Here is a 23350-nt window from a genome sequence, read left to right on the forward strand (position 1 = left end):
AAATATGCTGCTTAAAAGAAACATTCCGATTCACTACATATTCGGGAAAATAAAATATGAAATCCTGTTTGTGACTCTTTATGGTCTTACCATTGAAGTCATTTATCAAAATTTCCATATTACGAACATTAGTATTCCCATGACAGTGCCGTCGGTTTTGGGTACAATTATTTCGCTCTTGCTGGCCTTTCGTTCCAATCAGGCTTATGATAGATGGTGGGAGGCCCGTATAATCTGGGGGGCCATAGTGAACGACTCCCGGACACTTGCACGCCAGGTACTTTCCCTGATCAACGATCCCTATCAGCCAGAAAATATTGATGCTTTCAAACATCGTTTTATTGAAAGACAAATAGCTTGGTGTTATGCGCTTGGAAACGGATTACGTAAAGATGATCCAATGCCTATTGTCCGGGAATTTGTTTCAATGGAAGAGGCAGAATATCTGGATGGATATGACAACAAACACGTAGGATTGATGCAATTACATGCCCGGGATCTGAATAATGCGTTGAATCAGGGATGGGTGAATCCATATCAGCAAATTCAGATTGACAGCACAATTACACGATTGTGTGATGCGATGGGTAAATGTGAACGTATTAAAAACACCGTTTTTCCGGCTACATATAGTTTGTACATACACATTGCATTGCATTTTTTCATTATCCTGCTCCCTTTCGGAATGGTTGATTTATTCGGATTTTTGATGGTACCAGTATTGATCGTTGTAACTGCTTGTTTCTTTTTGATTGAAAAAATGGCGATTCATTTACAGGATCCTTTTGAAAATAAACCAACGGATACGCCAATGCTGACAATTTCAAGAAATATTGAGCGAGACCTGAAACAAATGATGCACGACAAGCACGTTCCACTTGCTTATGCACCTGAAAAATTTTATATTTTGTAGTGATGTAAAGTGGTTTTGTAATTAAAAAGTGAGCTTTTAGCTCACTTTTTTTATGTTTTACAGAATCATGAATTTTTTGGTAACCGTCCTGTTTCCTATGACGGCTTTAAGAAAATAAACACCTTTGGAAATACCTTTTGACAGAAAATGGCTGAGATCTTTTGTTAGGACAACTGTTTTGCTCAGCATAATTTGGCCCGAAATGTCAATGACTGAAATGAGCGCAGAAGCTTTTTCCTGTCCGGTCAATCGGATCTGGATATCTTCCTGAACTGATGGATTGGGAACGATTTCAATATCAAACGGCACATTTGGTTCTGTTCCCAAAATGATCTCATTCAGTTTAATTCCAATAATTCTGGAATATTCAAATTTGGCTGAAAGGTCTACCATTTTGAGTCGGTAATAGATGGAATCTGCTGAAAAATTATTTTTCCCCGTAGGATCCGAAAATGAATAAGATTGGGTTTTGGTAGAATTTGCATTTCCCTTCACATGTCCTATATCCAGATAATCCTTCGCATTTACCGATCTTTCCACTTGAAAGTAGTCAAACTGATTTTCGAATTCGGTGGACCATTTCAACAAAACGATATTGGTTGCATCTGTGGTAGCCGCAAAGGATATCAATTTGACAGGCAGTGGATTAGCAACCTTTATTTTGAAAATATCGTTAACGCAATTTTCGGCGTCTTTTACACTATACTCTGTATCGACAGTTGGCGAAACGGTAATGGACCGGGAAGTTTGACCATTATTCCAGACGTATTTTCCAATAAAGGAAGCATCAAGTGTTACACTTTTTCCAGCATCCAGATTGATCGTTTTTACCAGATTTACATCTTTTTCCATCGTAAACTGATCACGTATAACTCCGTCAATTCCGATCCATTTTGCGTCCAGCCTGTTTCCTTCCACTTCCAGAATCATTGATCCGCCGTGATCTGCGTTGGAATAATACATGGCTTTGTGCGGGAAACCGGCAGCGGGCGATCCAAGTTGCCCTGCCGAGCCGGAAACCACATAAACTGTTCCTTTATTTTCAGACGATTTTTTGATATAAGGACATGAATTATCAGAAAGATCGTACTTTCCTGACGACTGACTTACATTGTGAACCGCGTTGTCAAACTTCCCTGAATAATCGTAAAACCCATTAATTAATCTTGTTCTTTCATACACATGGCTATGGCCGCAAAGTATGAGATCAACACCGTTTCTTTCCAGTATCCGGATAAAATTTTCACGGATTTTAATCATATCAAGTTCTGTTTCAGAATTTCTGGAACCCTGCGAATATGGCGGATGATGCCAGTATGCCACTACCCAGCCCTTATTTTTATTGGCAGCCAAATCCGCTTTTATCCATTGAACTTGCTTTCCCAATGTATCGTATAACCGGGTTTCCTGGTCTTCGCGCCCATAAGAATCCAGGGAAAGAAAATGAACATTTCCGTAATCGTAAGAATAATATGCTTTTGTACCAGAAGGAAACCCACCCGCTTCTCCGTTCGTAGGAGGGGAGAAAATATCGTAATAAGGCACTTTGTGGTCTTTTTGTCTGTCGGGATTATCGTTGTTGTAATCATGATTTCCAGGCGTGGGGAAAACAGGAAATTTTTTCAGAAATGTATCTTTGTAATGATTGAAAAAGTTGGATTGATATTCGGGCTCTGTTCCCAGGGAATACGCGTTATCGCCTAGCAGGATCAACGCGTTCATATAATTATTTCCCAGATAGGAGGAAAGCTGCGCCTGCACATTGTCCTGAAAGGCAGAATTGGTACCGCAGTCGCCTAACACACCAAAACGATATTTGCTGATTGTTCCCGGTACCGATGCAGTTTGAAAGAACGTACTTTCATCACCGAGATAGACCGTGGACATGGACCCGATAGAGTAAAAATATTTACTGGCAGGGTTCAAACCCATGATTTTAATTTCATGATCGCTGACCAATTTTTCGTCTTCAACTTTTTGGCTTAATGTGGAAGATGAACCACCAAACTGAACACGCGAAGTAGTCGCGACATCCGTTCTCCAACGAATTACCACGCTTGTAGAAGCCATTGCTTGCAGATAAGGGCCACGGATTACCTGAGAATAAGCGGGGGAAATCAGGAATAAAAGAAGTATAAAAAGTATATTTTTTTTCATAAATTATTTAATGTCAGGGGAATGTGATTTTTTTTTCACTAAAATTTAAATATCATTTAAATCGTCAGTCAGCGCGTTTAAAAAAGCAATAATATCGTTTTTCTCCTTTTCGTTCAGGTTCAATTTTGCCGATGAGAGCGTTTGTGAAGGAACCGATAATCCCATGCCTGCTCCTCCGCCCTGGTTATAAAATTCCATTAGAGTTTCCAGTGACTGAAAAGCGCCATTGTGCATATAAGGAGCCGTTTTTGCTGAATTTCGTACTGTTGGAGTTTTGAAAGCGCCTTTGTAAAATTTGATAGGACGAAACTGAAAACGGCCATCATCCGGATCATTTTCAGGTTTTTCAAGATCATCAGTTTTCGTTGTTCCCAGGACTTCAAATTCTGTAAGCTTGTAAAGCGGAGGAATAAGTCCGTTAAAAAGAGGAGCAAAATGGCAGGTCGCACATTGTGCTTTACCCATAAAAAGATTAAATCCTGAAATCTGGTTTTCCGTTAATGAATTCCTGTTTCCCCGCATATATTGGTCAAAAGGAGAATTGAAAGGATTTAGCGTTTCGACATACGAAGCTATGGCGCGATAAATTTCTTTGTCAGTAATTTTTTCATTCTGTTTTTTTGAAAATACTTTTTGAAAAGATTTTTGATACCGTTTTTGAATGTTCAGTTTTGATAAAATTTCTTTGATATCTCCCCTCATTTCCAAAGAATCCTGAACCACATTTTCAATCTGATTTTCCAGGCTTTTCGCTCGTCCATCCCAAAATTGACTATGCTGATATTTTGAATAAAGCAGGGAAGGAGCATTTCTTTTCACAAACTTTTTTTGATCAAATCCGATACTTCTGGGCAAACCGTCCATGAAATAATTGTCCGGGTTATGACAGGAAGCACAGCTTTTCTCCCCATTCCCGGAAAGTAATGTTTCAGAAAAAAGTTTTTCCCCAAGTGCGATTTCAGCCTGGGAAGCATTTTGTTTTTGGTTCGAAAATGCCTTAGCGTTCAATGCATTTTTACTGAAAATATTGTTGGCATCGTAATTTAAAACGCCTTTTTTGTCAGGTTTTAGTTCGGCTGATTGAATCCATTTTTCAAAATGATTTTGCAATGGAAACATGCAGGTTGTTAGAAATTCGAGCCGGTCAAATGTGTCAAAATCTGGATTTTGTTTAAGATATAATATAGATTGATCTAAATAAAAAACCAGATTCGCTGCGTCCGATTTATTTTTTTTAAGATATGGTTTTAAAACTTCCTGTGAAGCTTCCAGAGCTATTAAAGATTCTTCTATTCCGGATTTCAGTAATGGCGCATCAAAACCGGTAATTCCCAGCGCAATGATTCGTACAAATTCTATCCTGACAGCTTCCAGAATATGTTTATCAGTCCCTCCAAATTTATATAACAAAGCGTTCAGATCATTGGCTGATAAACTAAGCAGCTTGGTTTGTTCCTGAAAGACAGCATGATGTGTTTCAGGAATGCTGTCAAAAAGCATTGTTTCAATATATTGAAGTCCCGCCAGTTCCTGATATTCCAGATAAGGCTCCTCAATCTCATTTTTTGGTGCCCCGTTATAAATCCGGGAGGAAGTGTAGAAAAAATATTCTAGAAAATATTCTATTCGTTTGTAAGCAAGGCGGCTGCTGATAAGAACCTTTTTTGCGTTCGTAATTGTTTGAGGTTTTGCAGAATTTATTTGTTGTAAAGCGGAATCCAAAGTTGAAATACTGGCGGCAAATGCTTTTGAATCGGTACGAAATTGCTTTAAAATTTGTGGAATACAGGTATCATTTTTCTCACGAAAAGAAGCAGTCATGCAGATACAGGCCAGGGAGGCAAAGACTAAAAATATTTTAAATACCTTGCCATACATCAGCCTTCCAAAAAAAATGGGGTTATCAACTACAAAGTAAACAGGAAAATCAGAAGAACCGGCAATTAATTAGCGATTGGTAATGAAATCATTACAATTTTAAAAAAGGCTTGCTGGTCAATAATTAGAAGTCTCCTATTTTATCTTTAATATTAAGAAAGACAGGAAATTTGGATGATTTTTTTCGAAACAGGAACTGTCGCAATTACCCCCGTAGAATGTCTTCTATCACCTCTTTTGCAGATTAATAAATAATTAACTTTGAATAAATAATCTGTATAGGTCTGGTTATTGCGTTTGATAAATCAGGTTTTTCATAATGGACTGAAAGCAATAGTATTCATTAACAAAATATAAATTTCATGTTCAAAGACACAAAAGCATTTGGTGGATTTTCGGTGGATAATCTGGAAAAAGCGAAAGAATTTTATAGCGATATTTTGAAATTGGAAATAACGGAAATGAGTGAGATGCGGATTTTACATCTGCATATTTCTGGCGGAAATGATATCGTAGTTTATGAAAAGGAGAATCATGAGCCGGCTACCTTTACGATTCTTAACTTTCCGGTGCAAAACGTTACCAAAACTGTGGAAGAATTGAAAGCATTGGGAATTACGTTTGAAAGTTATGATATGCCAGATTTTAAAACGGATCCGGATAATGTTTTCCGTAGCGGAGGTCCTGAAATTGCATGGTTTAAAGATCCGGCCGGGAATATTTTATCTGTAATCGCTGAAAATGGGTAAAATATCTTTTAGCAGGCTTTAAAAAAGTTGAGGCAAAGTTACATGTCTAAGTAGTTTTTTACAGAAGAATCGCTTTTCACAATAAAAAACCACTTAAAAAAGTAGCTTCACAATGCTCAGAAATCTTTTTATCGCTGTCATTTTATTACAATGCTCGCTTGTCAGAGCTCAGCTTATTTCTGATTCTCTGTTGATTGACAATCATTACCGCGTTTTTTATTACAACAAACCGCAATCTTCACAAACAGGTTCGAGCCTTATTTTTGCTATGCACGGTTCTGGCGGAAAGCCGCAGGATATCGTGGAAAAGGCGTTGAAACTGGAAACAAAAGCGATCACTGACAATTTTATTGTAGCTTATCCAGCTGGTTACAAACATTACTGGAATGAATGCCGGAAAGCATCTACGGCTGATGCAAACGTTCAAAACATTAATGAAGTTGCTTTCTTTTCCGGCATGATCCAGTACTTCGAGGAGAAATTTAAAATCAATGAAAAACATGTTTTCGCGACTGGCTTTTCTGGCGGAGGTCATATGTCCTACGCTTTGGGAATTTCAATGCCCGGGAAAATAAAGGCGATTTCAGCAATTGTGGCCAATCTGCCAACGGCAGAAAATATGGATTGTGTAGAGTCAAAAAAGCCGCTTGCAGTCATGATCACAAATGGAACTGCGGATCAGACTAATCCTTATAATGGTGGAGAGGTAAAAATTCCGGGAGTTTCTTTGGGGATGGTAAGAGCATCAGAAGAATCTTTTCAGTACTGGGCGAAACTGGATGGGTACAAAGGGAATCCAGTAAAATCCATTGTTCCGGATGCAGATACGAGCAATGATATTACGATTGAAAAATACACTTACAAAAAGAAAGGGCAGCCAGAAGTTACTTTGCTGAAAGTGATCAACGGAAAACACCAATGGCTTACCGATATTGACGTTTTGGAAGAGTCATGGGGATTTTTCAAAAGACAGATTGAGTAAATTATAAAGCCCGGCACCAAAGAAATGCGGCCGGGCTTTATTATTCTTATCCTAAAAAAATTCTATTCAAATTTCTTCCCTTCGGTAATTCCAGGCCAAGTGTCGGTGCGGAACGGATTCGCCGGAAAACCTTCCGAATTGTACAAATTAGCCTCCACCGGTGCATCAGACCAGGCATAACGAACGGAAACCGGTTTCACTCCTTTTGGATGATAAACGATAACCGTATTTCCCAATATTTCGGCCTTCGCGTAATAGAAAACTTTGTCTTCGCCTGCAATTTCAAATCCTTTCAGATAACCATATTTATCTTTCAGCATCAGTCCGCTGCCAACAAATTTAAAACTTACCGTAGCCTTTCCCTCACTAAAAGTGACGATATCAAACATCGGCGAACTGTATTCTATATTTTGTCCATAATCCAGCTTTAAAGCGTTGGTTGCCAGCCGGTGTGCCACGTCCTGCTTATTGGTCGGGTGAATATCCTTTGCATTTCCGACGTCGATCGTTACAGCCATTGCTGTTTTGGGCAACTTCAAGGTCATCGTTTGTGCTTCACGAAGTTCGGCCCAATTGCTTCCCTTATTGCTGCTTTGGTCACTTCCAAAGCTGGAAAGTTGAACAAAATAAAATGACTCGTTGCCTGGTTTACCATTAATAGACCATTTTTTACGCCAGTCATTAATCAACAAAGGGAAACTTTCGCGATATTGATAAGCTCTGCCCGCATTCGATTCTCCCTGATACCACAAGGTTCCGCGTGTTGCAAATGGGAGTAACGGAGCGATCATTCCGTTGTAAATGGTTGTGCCTACATTGTTACTGGAATGCATGTAGCTGTGTTTATCAGCGAAAGAAGCCATCAGAAACCAGTCTTTTGCTATACTGATTTTTTGCTTTTCGGTACCAACATAGAGGTCGTCCGCAGAACCTTGCAGGCCCAGTCCATACCACGGCGATGCAATCAGGTTTCCAAATTTGATCACCAGACTATTATCTCCTGCTTTCCAGGTATTTTCCGGAATTTCGATTTTTCTGACACCTTTTATAATGCCGCTGCTAACTTGTTTCCCGTTGATATAAATAGCATTCTGGCTATCATTTTCTGCCAGAGCAAGAATTGTTTTTTGTGAAATGATATCCGCAGGAATAGAAATAATTCGAGCCATAAAGCCATTTCCTCGAAATGCCCAGATCCCTTTCCAGTCCCATTGGCCGATTGGATTATCCGTTTTATGCCATTTTGAAAAGTCGTAACCAGCCTCTGTATATTTTGCCTCATCAGCAGCCGACGGATTAATCTGCGGATCTTTGAATAATTGCATTCTCAACTTCGCATCGATCTGTTTGTCCGCTTCTTCCCAGGTTGTCGGCATGTGTTGTGCATAATCTTTGAGCACTTCGCTATCCAGCATTCCTTCTTTGCTAATCCATCCTTCCACCTGCGAACCGCCCCATGAAGAATGTAAAAGGCCGATTGGAATGTTAAGTTTTTGATATAATTCCCGGGCAAAGAAAAAGCCGACTGCCGTGAAATTTCCCACGGTTTCAGAAGAAGCAATTTCCCAGGAACCGTTTTTCAAATCTTTTTGAGGAATCATAGTAACTTCCCGATCAACAGTGAAATGTCGGATTTTTGGAAAATCAGCGTTCTTTTTTTCTTCTGCGTAATTATCTGCCTGCTGGACTTTAAATTCCATATTGGACTGACCGGAGCACAACCATACTTCTCCAATCAGAATATCCTGCACTGTAACTTTTCCCGATTTTGCTGTTGCAGTCATTTGAAACGGACCGCCAGCTTCCAGCGGTGCAAAGCTGACCATCCATTTTCCGGAAGTATCTGCTTTGGCTTTCACCGTTTGTCCGGCCAGTGTGACCGTTACACTTTCCTTTGCTTTTGCCCAGCCCCAAACCGGAATCGGTTTTTGCCGTTGCAGTACCACGTGGTCCGAAAACAGACGAGCCATTTTTATTTGGGCAAAACTGCCCGTTCCTGATAGTAGAAAGAGGAATAAGAGTATTCTTTTCATTAATTTATAAAATCTGATTTTAATGTAAAGCAAAACCGGTGCGTAACTTACCTAAGTTTCAAATGCCTGAAATTAAAAATCAGATTAAATTTTGTTTAAACCTATCGTTGATCACGCATCAGTTTTTCATATTCGATCTCGGTTGATCGGCGTTCATCCGAATTTCCGTAAGCAGAAAAATAGTGGGATAACAAACCAATCCCCCAGCCAAACATCGGCCAAATTGGCCATGGATACAGTTGGTGATGACCCCAGGGCTGAATGAACATCATTGCATAGATTATCCAAAGTCCGGCATTTACGATCAAATAATTTTGAAGATGTCTTTTAAATCCCGCTCTTTTTTTAGCTTTTCTCCAAAGAAATTCGTTGCGTGCAGTTTCCATTTTTATGAGGTTTTGATGTTTTAAACTTATTAATCTGATCTCTTTTTCTTTGATTGATATAAATGTAAGTGTCAGTTTTAACTATGTTCTTACGATTCTGATGAAGTTGATAATTTTCATGATTAACTGTCAAAAAGTATGAATGAAGTGTTTCAAACCTTAGCGGAATATTATTTCCAATCAAAATTCAGATTAAAAAATGTCACATATTTGAGAAAAAAGTCATAATATTGTAAAAAAAATAGAGATATGAAAAACACGCGCCAGAAAATTACGGATGCCGCTATTGAGATTTTCAACGAAGATCTGTCGGCACCTCTGGAAATTGTTGCGGAGAAGGCAGAGGTTACCAGACGGACATTACACCGTTATTTCACCGACCGCCAGGATCTCGTTCTGGCCTGTCAATTTGCTATGCAGGAAAGCTGTAAAAAGGCGATTGACGCTGTTTATACAAGTTATACAGACCCCTTGGAGCGGTTTGAAAATATGCTTTATGCAGCAATAGATTGTGGTGTAAAATTCAGTTTTCTGCACAGAATGCACAACAACGATCGTCATCAACATACCGTGAAAGATGAAAATTGTAAAAAATATGATGTGACGTTCAATAAGTTTAAAAGCACTATCGAAGAGCTGCAAAGAAAAGATCTGATCACCAAAGAACTCTCGGCGGAATGGATTGAAATGCTTTCGACAGGAATTGTTACGGCCGCAATTAATTCTGAAAAATCGGGCAATGTGGCGAAGATTAATATCAAAAAATTCGCCTGGTATTCTTTAAGCAAAGGAATTTTGGTTTAAAAAAATTTGAATATTGATGTCTCAAAAAAGGGACAAAATGTGATATTTATTGACAAATAAAATAACTATAAAATGAAAGACAGAGACTTTGATGTGATCATTATTGGCGGAAGTTACGCGGGATTGTCGGCGGCAATGGCTTTGGGACGCGCTATCAGAAATGTGTTGATTATTGATGCAGGCCAGCCTTGCAACCGGCAAACGCCTCATTCTCATAATTTCCTGACGCAGGATGGTGCTACACCGGTTGCCATTTCTTCGCTTGCAAAAAGTCAGGTTCTTGCTTATCCGACGGTGCAGTTTGTAAACGATACCGTCTTCGATGTTTTGGGATTCGATAATAATTTTTTGATAAAAACAGCTGCGGGTAAAATTCATACAACCCGGAAAATCCTTTTCTCGACAGGTATTAAAGATATCATACCGGCAATTCCGGGTTTTGCAGAAAGCTGGGGGATTTCGGTAATTCATTGTCCATATTGTCACGGCTACGAATATAAAGGACAAAATACCGGGATTTTGGCAAATGATGATATGGCTATTGATTTTGTAAAACTGATTGGTAACTGGACTCAAAAACTCACATTATTTACAAACGGGAAAGCTGTTTTTGATAAAGGCAAATTTGACAAAATTTCAATTCCCGGGTTTGAAATTGTTGAAAAAGAGATAGCTGAATTGATCCATGAAAACGGTCATTTGAAAGAAATTGTATTTAAAGACGGATCTGTTCAGGAAATTGATGCTTTATATGCAAGGGTTCCTTTTGTACAACATACTGATATTCCTGCCAAACTTGGCTGTGAATTAAATCAAATGGGGCATATCAAGGTTGATGAATTTGGCAAAACCGCCATAGCAGGAATTTATGCGGCGGGCGATAATACCTCGCGGTTAAGATCTGTGTCGTCGGCCGTGGCGGCAGGCACGACAGCGGGTGCCTTTTTAAATCACGAGCTGATTGCCGAATGATACTGTTTTAAAAGCATTAATTTTCAATAAGTCATACGTTATTTCAACAAAAAATAAATGCTGAGATTCAGATTTAGGCTTTGAATTTGGCGATTTTACTATTAAATAAATTATGTAAGTGATTTTAAAAAAATAATTAGGCACTGCTATCAAACCTCTGACTATTAAACGTTTGAGATTCTATTATCAAGCCAGGCTTAACCCGGTTTTTAAATACTACAAGAAATAATCTATCTCAAACAAATAGTTTTCATATCAGTAGGGAAATAATTTGTTTGAAGTTCTAAATCCGTCTGAGCAGGTTAGTACAGGATAGTACGATCAAATATTTTAGGAATTTTTGGATATTAATTTCCTCTTTTTAAAGAGTATGATCCATAAAATATGTCTTGATAGAAAAGAGTTGTAAGGTATTTAATCATTCAAAAGTCTAAAAACGTACAAAATGCTGTCCAAAATGAGATCCAAATTTAAATTCGCCGCCGTAGGGGTAACCCTAGTGGTTACCCAATTCCTAACCATCCCAAACCAGGCAATGGCCCAAAAAAAGGAAAAAGGATTTGTACAGATTTTTGATGGCAAAAGTTTAAAAGGCTGGGAAGGGGATACGAAGTACTGGCGCGTTGAAAATGGAAATCTGGTTGGTGAAATTACACCGGAAACACTTTTGAAAACGAATTCCTTCATTATCTGGAAAAAAGGGGAACCGGGCGATTTTGAATTAAAAGGATCATTTAAAATTACTGAAAAAGGTAATTCCGGAATCAACTACCGCAGCGATATGGTTGCAGACGTACCTAACGCATTACGAGGATATCAGGCTGATATTGACGGAGCTAACCGTTATACAGGACAAAATTACGAAGAAAGAAAACGAACGACATTAGCTTACAGAGGAGAAATTGTTACGGTTACAGAACCAACTGATAAATCAGCGGAAGCTTTTAAAGCTAATCTGAAAAATAACGCATGGCTTGGAAGAACCGTAACAGGTTCACTGGGAACATCGGATGAATTGAAGACCAAAATTAAAGGTGAAGAATGGAATGAATTTCACCTGGTTGTGAAAGGAAACCGTTTACAGCATTACATCAATGGTGTATTAATGAGTGATGTTACGGATAATGACACAGTAAACGGGAAATCAAAAGGCCTTTTAGGTGTACAGGTTCATGTTGGACCGCCGATGAAAGTTGAATACAAAGATATCCGTATTAAACAATAACGGTTTTGATCTAAAACGGCGTAGCATAGCATTGCTAACCGCTAATTGCCAATAGCTATTTGATTATGAATAAAATAGGATTTAATGTGCTTGCCTGGACGGCGGCTGTGTCTGACGATTTATTTCCCATCATTGACAGGTTAAAAGATATCGGTTATGATGGTGTGGAGTTTTATCTGGGCTCGCAGGATACTGCTGCTTACAAAAGAATGGGCGATTACACCCTGGATCTTGGCCTGGAAACCACCGCGGTAATGACTATGGGCAAGGATGATAATCCTATCAGCGATTCGGTTGAAATTCGTCAAAAAGCTTTGGATAAAATTAAATGGGGCGTTGATCGTGCACATGACTTAAATGCGAAAATAATTTGTGGACCTTTTCATTCGGCCCATACTGTTTTTGTAAATCGTCCTGCACTTGATCAGGAGTATGCCCTGGCGGGAGAAGTATTGAATGCCGCAGCTGAATATGCTGCTCAGGCTAACATTGTTTTTGCTCTGGAAGCACTGAACCGTTTCGAATGTTACTTGTGTAATACCATGGAGCAGTTGTTGAAACTGGTAAAGGCAGCCGATCATCCCAATGTGAGAGCGATGTTTGATACGCATCACTCCAACATTGAAGAGAAAAGTTATGCTTCGGCACTGGACACGATCGCTCCGGTTCTGGCCCATGTCCACATCAGTGAAAATGATCGTGGAACGCCGGGTGAAGGGCAGGTTTTATGGGATAATGCATTTTCTTCATTAGCCAAAATAAAATATCAGGGCTGGCTTACCATTGAGGCTTTTTCAAGAAATGATCCTGATTTTGCTAATGCAATCGGGGTATGGAGAGAATTTTCTGACCCCTGGGATATCGCTGAAAAAGGATATAGTTTCATCAGAGAAATGAGTCTGAAATATAGTTTATAGTTTTTGAATTTGAAGTCTGAAAGACTTACATATCTTAACCCGGGGCATCGCCCCGGGATTTCGTGAATTATCCCGGGCCGGTTACCAATTGATGAAAATTAATCGCTAACGGCCAATAACTAACTACTAAAATAGATGTCGCAAAAACTTCCATTTCGTTTCGGTTCCGAAGTTTATACATGGTTTATGAGTAACAATGGCCAAACGCACCAGGGCCGTTTGGGACATATGATTGAGGTAATTTCAAAGGCAGGTTTTAGTGGGATTCAACCGATTTTTACCTGGATGGGGGATTTGATAGATCCCGCACTATTGGAAGCGAAATTGAAAGAACAGGGAATTGAATTAGCTGCTCTTGCGCTGGCTCTTGACTGGAACGAGGCCGAAGAAACGGAAAGAGAAAGGGAGGTTGCGGATCATGCGATCAGCGTTTTGCAAAAATTTCCGGGTGCCATTTTGAATACAGTGCAGATACCGACAGGCCGTCATAATCTGGCAGAGAGGCAAAAAAATCTGGTGAATATTGTAAACCGGGTTTCTGCGAGAGCTGCTGAAAAAGGTGTTCCGTGCAGCTATCACCCAAATTCTCCTCACTCGTCCATTATTCGTACGGAAGAAGATTATAAAATTGTTCTGGAATCGCTGGATTCAACGGTTACAGGTTGGACGCCGGATGTTGGGCATATCATCAACGGTGATATGGATCCACTGGCGAAAATGAAAGAATATCAGTCATTGATCAACCACGTCCATTACAAAGACTGGGACGGAAATCCTGAATTTGCATTAATGGGCAAAGGGAAAGTTGATCTTTTGAGTGTAACACAATGGCTTAAAGATATCAATTATAAAGGCTGGATTATCTGTGAAGACGAAGGTAAAGAAGCACTGGAAGATCCTGATTTCGTGACATTACATGACGGGAGATGGATTCAGGAAGATTTAATTCCGAAACTTATTTAGGCATTGGCATTTAGCAATAAGCATATAGCTATCGCCAGAAAATATATTTGAAAAAAACTCAAAAAAGTTCGAATTGAAAATGCTAATCGCCAAATGCTAAAAGCTAACGTATGCCTTTAATAAAAACCAACGGAATACAACTTTATTATGAAGAGCGTGGGTCGGGAGCTTCTCCGGATGACACGCCTTTGTTGCTTATCATGGGCATTACCGCTCCCGGATTGGTATGGAATGTTCATTTGGCTGATTGGCAATATCATTTCAGATGTATTATTGGGGATAACCGAGGTGTTGGTTTGTCGGATAAACCGTCGGGACCTTATTCTTCGGAGCAGATGGCGGATGATTATGCCGGTTTGCTTGATGCCATTCAGGTTGAAAAAGTCAGAGTTGTAGGTTGTTCGATGGGAAGTACAATCGCGCAGCAATTAGCCATTCGTCATCCGGATAAAGTACAATCATTGGTATTGATGTGTCCGTGGGCGCGTTGCGATAATTACGCAAAATCGCTGTTTCAGCATATCATGAATTCCAAGGCACGTTTCCGGCCGGAAGAATTTAGTTTGTATATCCAGTTGCTTATTTTTTCAAAATCCACATGGGATAATACTGAAAAACATGAAGAACTTGAAACAGGGCGCAAACAGGATGGTAACAATCCATTTCCTCAGCCACTCCACGGACTGGAAGGACAGGCCGCAGCTTGTATAAACCACAATGCCCTGGCTGATTTAGTCAAAATTGATATACCAACCCTGGTAATAGGCGGTCGTCAAGACATTTTTACGCCGGTATGGATGGCGGAGGAAGTTGCAAACGGGATTCCGGAAGCAGAACTTTTTCTATATGAAAACCTGGGTCACGCGTTTCATTTTGAGAATACTGCCGACTTCAACCCAAGAGTAAGAAATTGGTTACTGGATAATTAAGTTCATACAAATAGCAAAAGACCGGGTTAAATAAGGCATTATACGGTCTTTTTCGATTAGGATAATATTTTTAATTAATAAAAGTAAATGAAGGATACCGTTGAAGTAAACCAGGACTGGAAAGATAAGATATCCAATCATGCGCAGATAGGCGGGATTGAAACTTCAGTGTTGGATAATGGTGCGGGAAGAGGAACGAGAATCGCCTGGATTAATACCGGAACGGGTTTGCGTTTTAAAGTTGTGATAGATCGTGCGATGGATATTGCCGATGCTTTTTATAATGAACACAGTCTTGCCTGGTTAAGTCATGGAGGAATTACTTCTCCGCAACCGTTTTCTGATCAGGGTATTAATTGGCTGAAAACTTTTGGTGGCGGCCTTATGACAACTTGTGGTTTGACTCATTTCGGCGGCCCGGAAAGTGACGAATTTGGTGAAAGAGGTTTGCATGGTCAAATCAGTAATACACCAGCTGAAATCATTTCAATCATTCAGCCTGATCCAAGATCCGGAAATCTGGAAATGAGCATAACCGGAATAATCAGGGAAACAAAACCTTTTGGGCCGAGTCTGGAATTGAAAAGAACAATTTCTGCAACCCTGGGAAAAGCTGTAATACGGATTCATGATGAGGTAATTAATAAAGCAAATAAGCCTTCGCCGCATATGCTGCTTTATCATTTTAATTTCGGCTGGCCGCTTGCTGATGAAGGAACTGATATTTTATGGAAAGGGAAATGGTATGCGAACAGTGGAGAAAATGCTAAAATTTTCAAAGAAGGAAACGATTTTAGGAAATGCCCTGAACCGTTGGATGATCATTTGGGCGGCGGCGAAGAGGTAGTGACGGTAGATATCGAAGCCGATGAGCAGGGACAAAGTATTTGCGGATTATCTAATTCCAAACTTGGAATTGCTGCTTTATTGAAATTTAAAAAAGAACAATTACCCTGGTTTGCAAACTGGCAGCATTGGGGAAAAGGTGAATATGTTACGGGTTTGGAACCAGCTACGAATCAATTAATCGGGCAGGCAAAAGCAAGAGAAAACGGGTCACTTATTTTTATTAAACCAGGTGAAAGCAAGTACTATGACCTCGAACTGGAAGTATTAAATAGTGCAGTAACGATATAGAAATTTTTTACAGATTATAACTAAACCAAATTTTCAATTTCAAACAATGGGACTTTCAAGTATAGCTGAAAAGGCATTAGAACAGGGAAAAGGAATATTGCGTCTGGCTCCGACATGGGTGCCAAGATCTTTTTGTGTGCCTGGCAGAAGAATAAAATTACATCCGGACGATTATTATGTGCTTGGTGGTGAGCGTGGTGGTATTGACGAACGTTGGCTGTCGTCAACTACACCGGCGGAGAACGGTCCGCTTACCGGCGAAAACGAAGGTTTGAGCCAGATCGTTTTTGAAGATGAGTCAGGTGTTCAAAAAGTGACATTGAAGGATGCGGTAAATGAGATGAAAGGCGAAATTATAGGTGATCGTCTTTGGGATGAATACCAAAGCTGGCCAATGTATTCCAAGTTTTTTGATAACATGGGTCCATTGCCTCACCATATTCACCACAGAGATGAGCACGCTGCTATGGTAGGTCAGAACGGAAAGCCGGAAGCATATTATTTCCCTCCACAACTCAATAACCATGGCGGCGATTTTCCATACACATTCATTGGTATTGCTCCTGGAACCTCAAAAGAACAGATAAAGGAATGTCTTATGAACTTCACCAAAGGTGATAATAAGATTACCAACTACTCGCAGGCGTATCGTCTGGAGCCTGGAACAGGATGGGATGTTCCTCCCGGAATGTTGCATGCTCCCGGCAGTTTGTGTACATATGAACCACAAAAAGCATCTGATATTTTTGCTATGTACCAATCGCTTGTTAATGAAGCGATTATTCCGGAGGAATTGCTTTGGAAAGGGACTCCGAAAGACAGAATTGGTGATTATGACCTGTTAATGGAAGTGATCGACTGGGATTTGAATGTGAATCCCAATTTGATGGAAAAGCATTTCATGCGTCCAAAACCGGTAAAAGATGTCGCTGAGATGGCAGCAGAAGGATACAGTGAAAACTGGATTTGTTATAAAAACGAGGCTTATAGCGCCAAGGAACTTACCGTTTTTCCAGGACAGACAGTTACCATTACTGATGCCGCTGCTTACGGATTGATCGTCATGCAGGGACATGGTAAATTAGGTGTTTGGGATATTGAAACGCCTGCACTTATCCGTTACGGTCAACTTACGAATGATGAGTTTTTTGTGAGCGAAAAAGCTGCACAGCAAGGTGTTGTGATTAGCAATCCTTCGGCAACAGATCCGATTGTGATGTTGAAACACTTCGGTCCGTTAAATCCTGATCTGGTTATTGAGTAAGCTGTTGGCTATTTAGGAAATAGCTTTTAGTTTGATGTACCAGACCAAGTTGCTCATTGTCAGGCGTGAAGTCTGAAATATTTATTATGTGTTTTTTGAATAAACTGTGAGTTAATAGCTAATCGCTAAAATCTACTAAACCATGCCAGAAAATAATTATCCCAAGCTCCACAATGCCACATGGCCTGGTATTGTAGGAAAAGGTTCAGATTCAGAGCCTGTCATTTCTTTTGATACGATGCTTGAAAAAACTGCCGCAGCTGAGGTGAACGGTGTGAAATTCGATGGTATTGATATCGGTCTTTTTGATCCTCATATTGATCTGGATATGAGCGATGATGGTATTAAAAAACTGGTTGATAAAGTTGGAGGACTTAACCTTGAAATTGGTAGTCTGGTTGCTCCGATATGGAGTGGTTCTGCCATGGGTAGCAAAGAAGCCCGTGACGAATTTGTAACGCAGGTTAAAAAAGCTTCCATTTTTGGTCAAAAACTTAGAAAACTGGGAATTCGCCCGAATGGTATTGTTCGAATTGATTCGTCCAGCAAACCGGAAGACTGGGCTTTGGATCCTGTAAATAATACGAAATTAATCGCTGAAACTTTCAGGACTGCTTGTGATATAGCGGCTGAATATGGCGAAAAACTTGCTGCCGAAGGAGAAATATGCTGGGGCGGTATGCAAAGCTGGAAAACGATGATCGATACAATGGAACAAGTTGATCGTCCAAACATGGGTTTTCAGGCCGATATGTCACATACGTTTCTTTATCTTTTAGGGTACAATCGTCCGGAAGATCGTATTCTTCCTGTGGATTTTGAATGGAGCGACCGTGCCTCATTGGAAGAAGGTTTGAAAAAAATGACTGCCGCTTTGCGACCATGGACGCTTGATTTTCACGTTGCACAAAACGATGGAACTGCTCACGGTACTGGTTCTCATGATAAAACCGGACGTCACTGTTTGGCCACGGACCCGAATGGGAAATTAGATATTACGCACGATGCGGGATACTGGCTGCGTGATGAAAATGGTGAATTAACGAAGGCGTTCCGTCACATTTGCTGGGATGGATGTATGTTCCCGAATGAGGTAATGACCAATCAGAAAACCTGGAATGATATACTTGCAGCGATGATTATGGTTCGTCAGGCACATGGCTGGTATGAGGCTTAATGAGATAAGATTTCAGAATAATTCATTTTTTACATTATGTCAAAAAAGAAAGAACTCAGAATTGGATTGATCGGTACGGGCTTGATGGGCCGTACGCATTCCAATGGATATAACAGAATCGATAACTTTTTCCCTGAACTGGAATATACTCCTGTTTTAAAGGTGGCTTGTTCACGTAACGCGGAGAAAGCGAAAGCTTTTGCAGAACAGTGGGGTTACGAATCATTTGAAACCGACTGGAAAAAAGTAATCGCAAGAAAAGATATTGACGCGATAGATATTTGCACTGCAAACGACACGCATGCGGAAATTGCAATTGCGGCGGCGGCGGCTGGAAAAATGATTTTGTGCGAAAAGCCTCTGGCAAGAACTCTGGCAGAAGCGCAAACCATGGTTGACGCTATTGAAAAAGCGGGTGTTAAAAACACAGTTTGGTATAACTATCGCCGTGTACCTGCTGTGACTTTGGCAAAACAAATTGTTGATTCAGGCAAACTGGGACGGATTTTTCATTACCGTGCCAATTTTCTTCAGGACTGGACAATTAATCCGGACGTTCCCCAGGGCGGTACTGCAACCTGGCGCCTGGATGCTGAAGCAGCGGGTTCTGGTGTGACGGGTGACTTGCTGGCGCATTGTATTGATACGGCCATGTGGATTAATGGCGGAATTAAAGACGTTTCTGCGGTTACTGAGACTTTTATCAAGGAACGTGTGCATCAGGAAAGTGGCCAGGTTCAAAAAGTTAGTATTGATGATGCCTGTATTTTTCATTGTCATTTTGATAATGGATCACTAGGTCTTTTTGAATCAACACGTTATGCCCGTGGGCATAAAGCGCTATATACTTTTGAAATTAATGGTGAACATGCTTCTATACGCTGGGATCTGCATGATTTGAACCGTCTTGAATATTTTGATCATTCAGATGATTCTATCGTTCGCGGATGGAGATCTGTCCTGGTGACGGACAGCGATCAGCCGTATATGAAAAGATGGTGGATTCCGGGAACCAGCATTGGTTATGAACATTCATTTATCCATCAGGCAGCTGATTTCTTTGAAAGTTTACAAACTGGAAAAGAATGTGCTCCAACGTTCAAAGATGCTCTGGAAACCCAGAAGGTTTGTGAAGCAGTACTGGATTCCGCGGCTTCGAAGAGCTGGAAGGATACCGGGGTTGAATGGGAGGGGTGATTTTGACGAATACATTTGACGAAAACACATTAACGAATATATACGAATGCGTGGCCCATAGGGCGGTGCCCTATGCTAAAATAGTAACCCTTTCAGGGTTTTTGCAATTTGCGACGACCTGAAAGGGCATAATATCTTAGGATGGGGCAACTTATTTGTGTGCAAACATCAGGGTTTTCGCGATTTGCGACGCCCTGAAAGGGCATAATATCTTAGGATAGGGCACCGCCCTATTTGCGGGGATAATGTTATGAATTATCCGAATTGAAAAAAAATACAAGTATCAGGGTTTTCGCAATTTGCGACGCCCTGAAAGGGCATAATATCTTAGGATGGGGCAACGCCCTATTTGCCGGCGATAATGACAAGAGTTATCCGAATTGAAATGACAATTACAAGTATCAGGGTTTTCGCAATTTGCGACGCCCTGAAAGGGCATAATATCTTAGGATAGGGCAACGCCCTATTTGCGAGCGACGATGTCATAGATTATCCCAAATGAAAAAAATGCAATACACACACACAAGCCCAAAGGGCACACACACAAATGTCACAATCGTTAGCAAAAGTCTGCACACATATTGTGTTCAGCACCAAATACCGTCAGCCATTAATTGATGACAAAATTGAAAATGAGCTCCACAGATATCTGGGAGGGATTTGTAATAAGTTTGAATGTATACCAATCAAGGTTGGAGGTTATGTGGACCACATTCATATTTTATGTGTAATGTCAAGAAAAATCTCAATCATGAAACTTTTGGAAGAAATAAAAAAGAATTCTTCCAGATGGATCAAGACCAAAGGGAAGGAATATGAAGGTTTTTACTGGCAGGATGGCTATGGAATATTTTCTGTTAATCCTTCGGAATTAGACGTTGTTGTAAGATATATTTCTAATCAAAAATCACATCATGAAAATAAAAATTTCCAGGATGAGTACAGAGGTTTTTTGAGGAAGTATAATGTTGAATATGATGAAAGATATGTGTGGGAATAATAGGGCGGTGCCCCACCTTAACATATGACCCCCTTTCAGGGCTAAATAATTTTGTAGCCCTGAAAGGGCGCCATACCTCAGCCCGGGGCATCGCCCTGGGATTTGGAATTATCAGATTATTGAGATTATTATAGATTTACCCATGACCGAAACCATCCTCCAAATCAAAAACCTGACCAAATCCTTTTCCGGGATTAAGGCATTGGATGATGTGCAGTTGACAATAAAAAAGGGAGAAGTGCATGCGTTGATGGGAGAAAACGGCGCAGGTAAATCAACCTTTATGAAAATCCTGATCGGGTTGCTTAATCCTGATTCCGGCGAAATAATTTATGATGGAAATATTATAAAAGACAACTCAGTAAGCGAAATTTCGAAACGCGGAATTTCTATGATTCATCAGGAAATATTGATAATTCCTGAATTAACAGTCGCACAAAATATCTTTCTGGGCCGGGAAAGAGAAATTTCAGGAAATAAAAACGGATGGCTTAATGACAAAAATATTGCGGTAAAAGCTACGGAGTTTTTGAGAGAACTAGGAGTAGATATCGATGCAAATATAAAAATGAAATACCTGAGCGTCGCACAGATGCAAATGGTAGAAATCGCAAAAGCAGTTTCGAACAATGCGCGGGTTATTATCATGGATGAGCCGACATCGGCTATTTCAGACAAAGAAGTTTCAACACTTTTTAGGATAATAAAAGATTTGAAAAGCAAGGGCGTCGCCATTATTTACATCTCACACAAAATGGATGAGATATTTGAAATATCGGATACAATTACCGTGTTGCGGGATGGAAAATATATCGCAACAAAAAACGCTTCTGAACTTGACAAAAATAGTCTGATTGCAATGATGGTGGGAAGGGAAATTAACAACATGTTTCCTGAACCTGTTGCCGAAAAAGGGAAAATCATTCTTTCTGTTAAAAGCTTAAATAAAAAAGGAAAGTTTGCAGGCATCAGTTTTGAAGTTCATGCGGGAGAAATACTGGGAATATCGGGACTTATGGGTGCTGGCAGGACTGAAATTGCAGAGGCCATTTATGGATTGTCGCCAGCGGATGGTGGCGTAATATTTATAAATGGACAAGAAATTAAAATAAAATCTCCCCGGGACGCGGTGTCGTATGGGATTGGATATGTCAGTGAAGACCGGAAAAGATTAGGTTTTATTCCACAATTATCGGTCAGTAAAAACCTAACACTTGCCAGCTTATCAAAACATTGCCGGGGAATATTTATTGATAACCAAAAAGAGAATAAAGCAGTGGATCAAATGATTTCGGATCTGAAGATAAAAACTTCGGGGCGAAATCAGAAAGTTACACATCTCAGCGGTGGAAACCAGCAAAAAGTAGTAATAGGAAAAGTACTCGCCACCTTACCAAAAGTTTTGATTCTGGATGAACCTACTCGTGGTGTTGATGTTGGAGCAAAATTTGAAATATATAAACTTATAAATAATCTGGCGGTGCAGGGAATAGCCATCATTATGATTTCTTCCGAACTGCCGGAAATTTTGGGAATTAGTGATCGGATTCTGGTTTTATCAAAAGGAGTTCAGACAGCCATTTTGTCAAGATCAGAAGCGACGCAGGAATTGATCATGAAATACTCAATTCAATGAATTTATAACTTTCACCAGCATGATAGCTATCGTGAACCACAATCAGGAAAAGAAGATTTAAATAATATAACTTGGAGAATAAATTTACATCAAGATTCCGTGGTATTGGCCAATATGGCATTTTTCTGGCATTTGTAATTATTTGCCTTACGTTGGCTTTAAGTACACCAAAATTTTTCACAGTATCCAATTTAATGAATATCGGAACGCAGGTTTCGATCAATGCGTTGTTGGCTTTCGGGGTCACTTTTGTGATTATTACCGGCGGTATTGATCTTTCACTGGGATCCATGGTGGCCGTTACGGGCGTTTTGGCGGCATCTTTTGCACATCCTGACACCTATCCTATAATTGTTCCTGTTTTCATTGGTCTTGTCGGAGGGCTAGCCATTGGTGCTTTTAACGGATTGGTTATTACAAAAAGTAAGGTGCCGCCATTTATTGTAACACTAGGAACAATGACGATCGGAAGAGGTTTGGCCTTGATTCTTAGCAATGGAAGGCCAATTTCCAACCTGTCCGATTCCTTTAATTTTATTGGCGGCGGAAATTTATTTGGAATACCATTTCCAATAATCATTCTTATTCTGGCCTTTTTTATTTGCTCCGCGATTTTAAACAAAACAATTCTGGGACGCTACATGTATGCCGTAGGAGGAAACGAACCTGCGGCGCGGGCTTCCGGAATTCGTGTTAATCATGTTAAAATGTGGGTTTACACCATTTGCGGATTACTTTCTGCTGTCGGGGGAATTTTACTGACGTCCAGAATTACCACCGGACAACCCAATGCCGGAGCCGGATTTGAACTGGATGCTATTGCAGCAGCCATTATTGGCGGCACAAGCACTTCTGGTGGTACCGGTACCATGACGGGCACGCTAATCGGTGCATTGTTGATTGGCGTTATTAGTAATAGTCTTGATTTACTGAATGTTACATCCTATTACCAACAAGTTGTCATGGGTGCTATCATCATTGGAGCAGTGGTTCTGGATAGTATGGGGAAAGATAAAAACTAGGATTTACAG

Annotated in this window: 20 protein-coding genes; 16 read left to right on the plus strand and 4 right to left on the minus strand. The window is 40.1% G+C overall.

The features are described 5' to 3' along the window. Window positions 1-4 precede the first annotated feature (4 nt). Complete coding sequence (locus FZF08_RS22775) at window positions 5-913, plus strand: bestrophin family protein (RefSeq protein ID WP_159473855.1); 909 nt, start codon at window positions 5-7, stop codon at window positions 911-913. A 57-nt stretch (window positions 914-970) separates the two neighbouring features. Here FZF08_RS22775 and FZF08_RS22780 read toward each other — a convergent pair whose 3' ends face one another. Then, window positions 971-3070 (minus strand): metallophosphoesterase, encoded by a 2100-nt coding sequence (locus tag FZF08_RS22780; RefSeq protein ID WP_159473858.1) that lies wholly within the window; start codon window positions 3068-3070, stop codon window positions 971-973. A 45-nt stretch (window positions 3071-3115) separates the two neighbouring features. Continuing rightward, a complete protein-coding gene (locus tag FZF08_RS22785; protein WP_229216653.1) occupies window positions 3116-4891 on the minus strand; it encodes a cytochrome-c peroxidase in 1776 nt (591 codons plus the stop codon). Between the two features lie 419 nt (window positions 4892-5310). On the opposite strand from FZF08_RS22785, the gene FZF08_RS22790 reads away from it, so the two are divergent. Beyond that, a complete protein-coding gene (locus FZF08_RS22790; RefSeq protein ID WP_159473861.1) occupies window positions 5311-5697 on the plus strand; it encodes a VOC family protein in 387 nt (128 codons plus the stop codon). 112 nt (window positions 5698-5809) lie between these two features. After that, window positions 5810-6679 (plus strand): PHB depolymerase family esterase, encoded by an 870-nt coding sequence (locus tag FZF08_RS22795; protein ID WP_159473864.1) that lies wholly within the window; start codon window positions 5810-5812, stop codon window positions 6677-6679. A 62-nt stretch (window positions 6680-6741) separates the two neighbouring features. On the opposite strand, the gene FZF08_RS22800 is transcribed toward FZF08_RS22795, so the two are convergent. Together FZF08_RS22800 and FZF08_RS22805 are read right to left on the minus strand one after the other, a co-directional pair. Next, the gene (locus FZF08_RS22800) at window positions 6742-8712 is read right to left on the minus strand and encodes a sialate O-acetylesterase (protein WP_159473867.1); all 1971 of its coding nucleotides are present in this window, start codon (window positions 8710-8712) and stop codon (window positions 6742-6744) included. Between the two features lie 101 nt (window positions 8713-8813). Further along, complete coding sequence (locus FZF08_RS22805) at window positions 8814-9098, minus strand: 2TM domain-containing protein (RefSeq protein ID WP_159473870.1); 285 nt, start codon at window positions 9096-9098, stop codon at window positions 8814-8816. 249 nt (window positions 9099-9347) lie between these two features. Between FZF08_RS22805 and FZF08_RS22810 the strand changes: the two genes are divergently transcribed. The 13 genes from FZF08_RS22810 to FZF08_RS22870 all read left to right on the plus strand — a co-directional run bounded on the left by FZF08_RS22810 (window position 9348) and on the right by FZF08_RS22870 (window position 23341). Further along, a complete protein-coding gene (locus tag FZF08_RS22810) occupies window positions 9348-9902 on the plus strand; it encodes a TetR/AcrR family transcriptional regulator (RefSeq protein ID WP_159473873.1) in 555 nt (184 codons plus the stop codon). A gap of 72 nt (window positions 9903-9974) precedes the next feature. Next, window positions 9975-10874 (plus strand): NAD(P)/FAD-dependent oxidoreductase, encoded by a 900-nt coding sequence (locus FZF08_RS22815; RefSeq protein ID WP_159473876.1) that lies wholly within the window; start codon window positions 9975-9977, stop codon window positions 10872-10874. A gap of 457 nt (window positions 10875-11331) precedes the next feature. Continuing rightward, on the plus strand, window positions 11332-12099 hold the full coding sequence (locus FZF08_RS22820; RefSeq protein ID WP_200837154.1) for a DUF1080 domain-containing protein: 768 nt from the start codon (window positions 11332-11334) through the stop codon (window positions 12097-12099). A gap of 65 nt (window positions 12100-12164) precedes the next feature. After that, the gene (locus tag FZF08_RS22825; protein ID WP_159473882.1) at window positions 12165-13016 is read left to right on the plus strand and encodes a sugar phosphate isomerase/epimerase; all 852 of its coding nucleotides are present in this window, start codon (window positions 12165-12167) and stop codon (window positions 13014-13016) included. A gap of 135 nt (window positions 13017-13151) precedes the next feature. Then, on the plus strand, window positions 13152-13979 hold the full coding sequence (locus tag FZF08_RS22830; RefSeq protein WP_159473885.1) for a sugar phosphate isomerase/epimerase: 828 nt from the start codon (window positions 13152-13154) through the stop codon (window positions 13977-13979). Window positions 13980-14089: 110 nt separating this feature from the next. After that, entirely contained in the window at window positions 14090-14908 is an 819-nt protein-coding gene (locus tag FZF08_RS22835) for an alpha/beta fold hydrolase (protein WP_159473888.1), read from the plus strand. An 87-nt stretch (window positions 14909-14995) separates the two neighbouring features. Continuing rightward, a complete protein-coding gene (locus FZF08_RS22840) occupies window positions 14996-16045 on the plus strand; it encodes an aldose 1-epimerase family protein (protein ID WP_159473890.1) in 1050 nt (349 codons plus the stop codon). Between the two features lie 46 nt (window positions 16046-16091). Continuing rightward, the gene (locus FZF08_RS22845) at window positions 16092-17309 is read left to right on the plus strand and encodes a hypothetical protein (RefSeq protein WP_159473892.1); all 1218 of its coding nucleotides are present in this window, start codon (window positions 16092-16094) and stop codon (window positions 17307-17309) included. Between the two features lie 142 nt (window positions 17310-17451). Then, window positions 17452-18486, plus strand: a complete 1035-nt coding sequence (locus FZF08_RS22850) for a sugar phosphate isomerase/epimerase (protein ID WP_159473894.1) — start codon at window positions 17452-17454, stop codon at window positions 18484-18486. 36 nt (window positions 18487-18522) lie between these two features. Beyond that, window positions 18523-19683 (plus strand): Gfo/Idh/MocA family protein, encoded by a 1161-nt coding sequence (locus FZF08_RS22855; RefSeq protein WP_159473896.1) that lies wholly within the window; start codon window positions 18523-18525, stop codon window positions 19681-19683. A 547-nt stretch (window positions 19684-20230) separates the two neighbouring features. Further along, the gene (gene tnpA, locus FZF08_RS22860) at window positions 20231-20683 is read left to right on the plus strand and encodes an IS200/IS605 family transposase (RefSeq protein WP_159473898.1); all 453 of its coding nucleotides are present in this window, start codon (window positions 20231-20233) and stop codon (window positions 20681-20683) included. Between the two features lie 142 nt (window positions 20684-20825). Further along, the gene (locus FZF08_RS22865) at window positions 20826-22319 is read left to right on the plus strand and encodes a sugar ABC transporter ATP-binding protein (protein ID WP_159473901.1); all 1494 of its coding nucleotides are present in this window, start codon (window positions 20826-20828) and stop codon (window positions 22317-22319) included. Between the two features lie 71 nt (window positions 22320-22390). Further along, on the plus strand, window positions 22391-23341 hold the full coding sequence (locus FZF08_RS22870) for an ABC transporter permease (RefSeq protein ID WP_159473902.1): 951 nt from the start codon (window positions 22391-22393) through the stop codon (window positions 23339-23341). The last annotated feature ends 9 nt before the right edge of the window (window positions 23342-23350 follow it).

Origin of the sequence: Dyadobacter sp. 3J3, assembly GCF_009801115.1 — a bacterium.
Taxonomy (GTDB): Bacteria; Bacteroidota; Bacteroidia; order Cytophagales; family Spirosomataceae; genus Dyadobacter.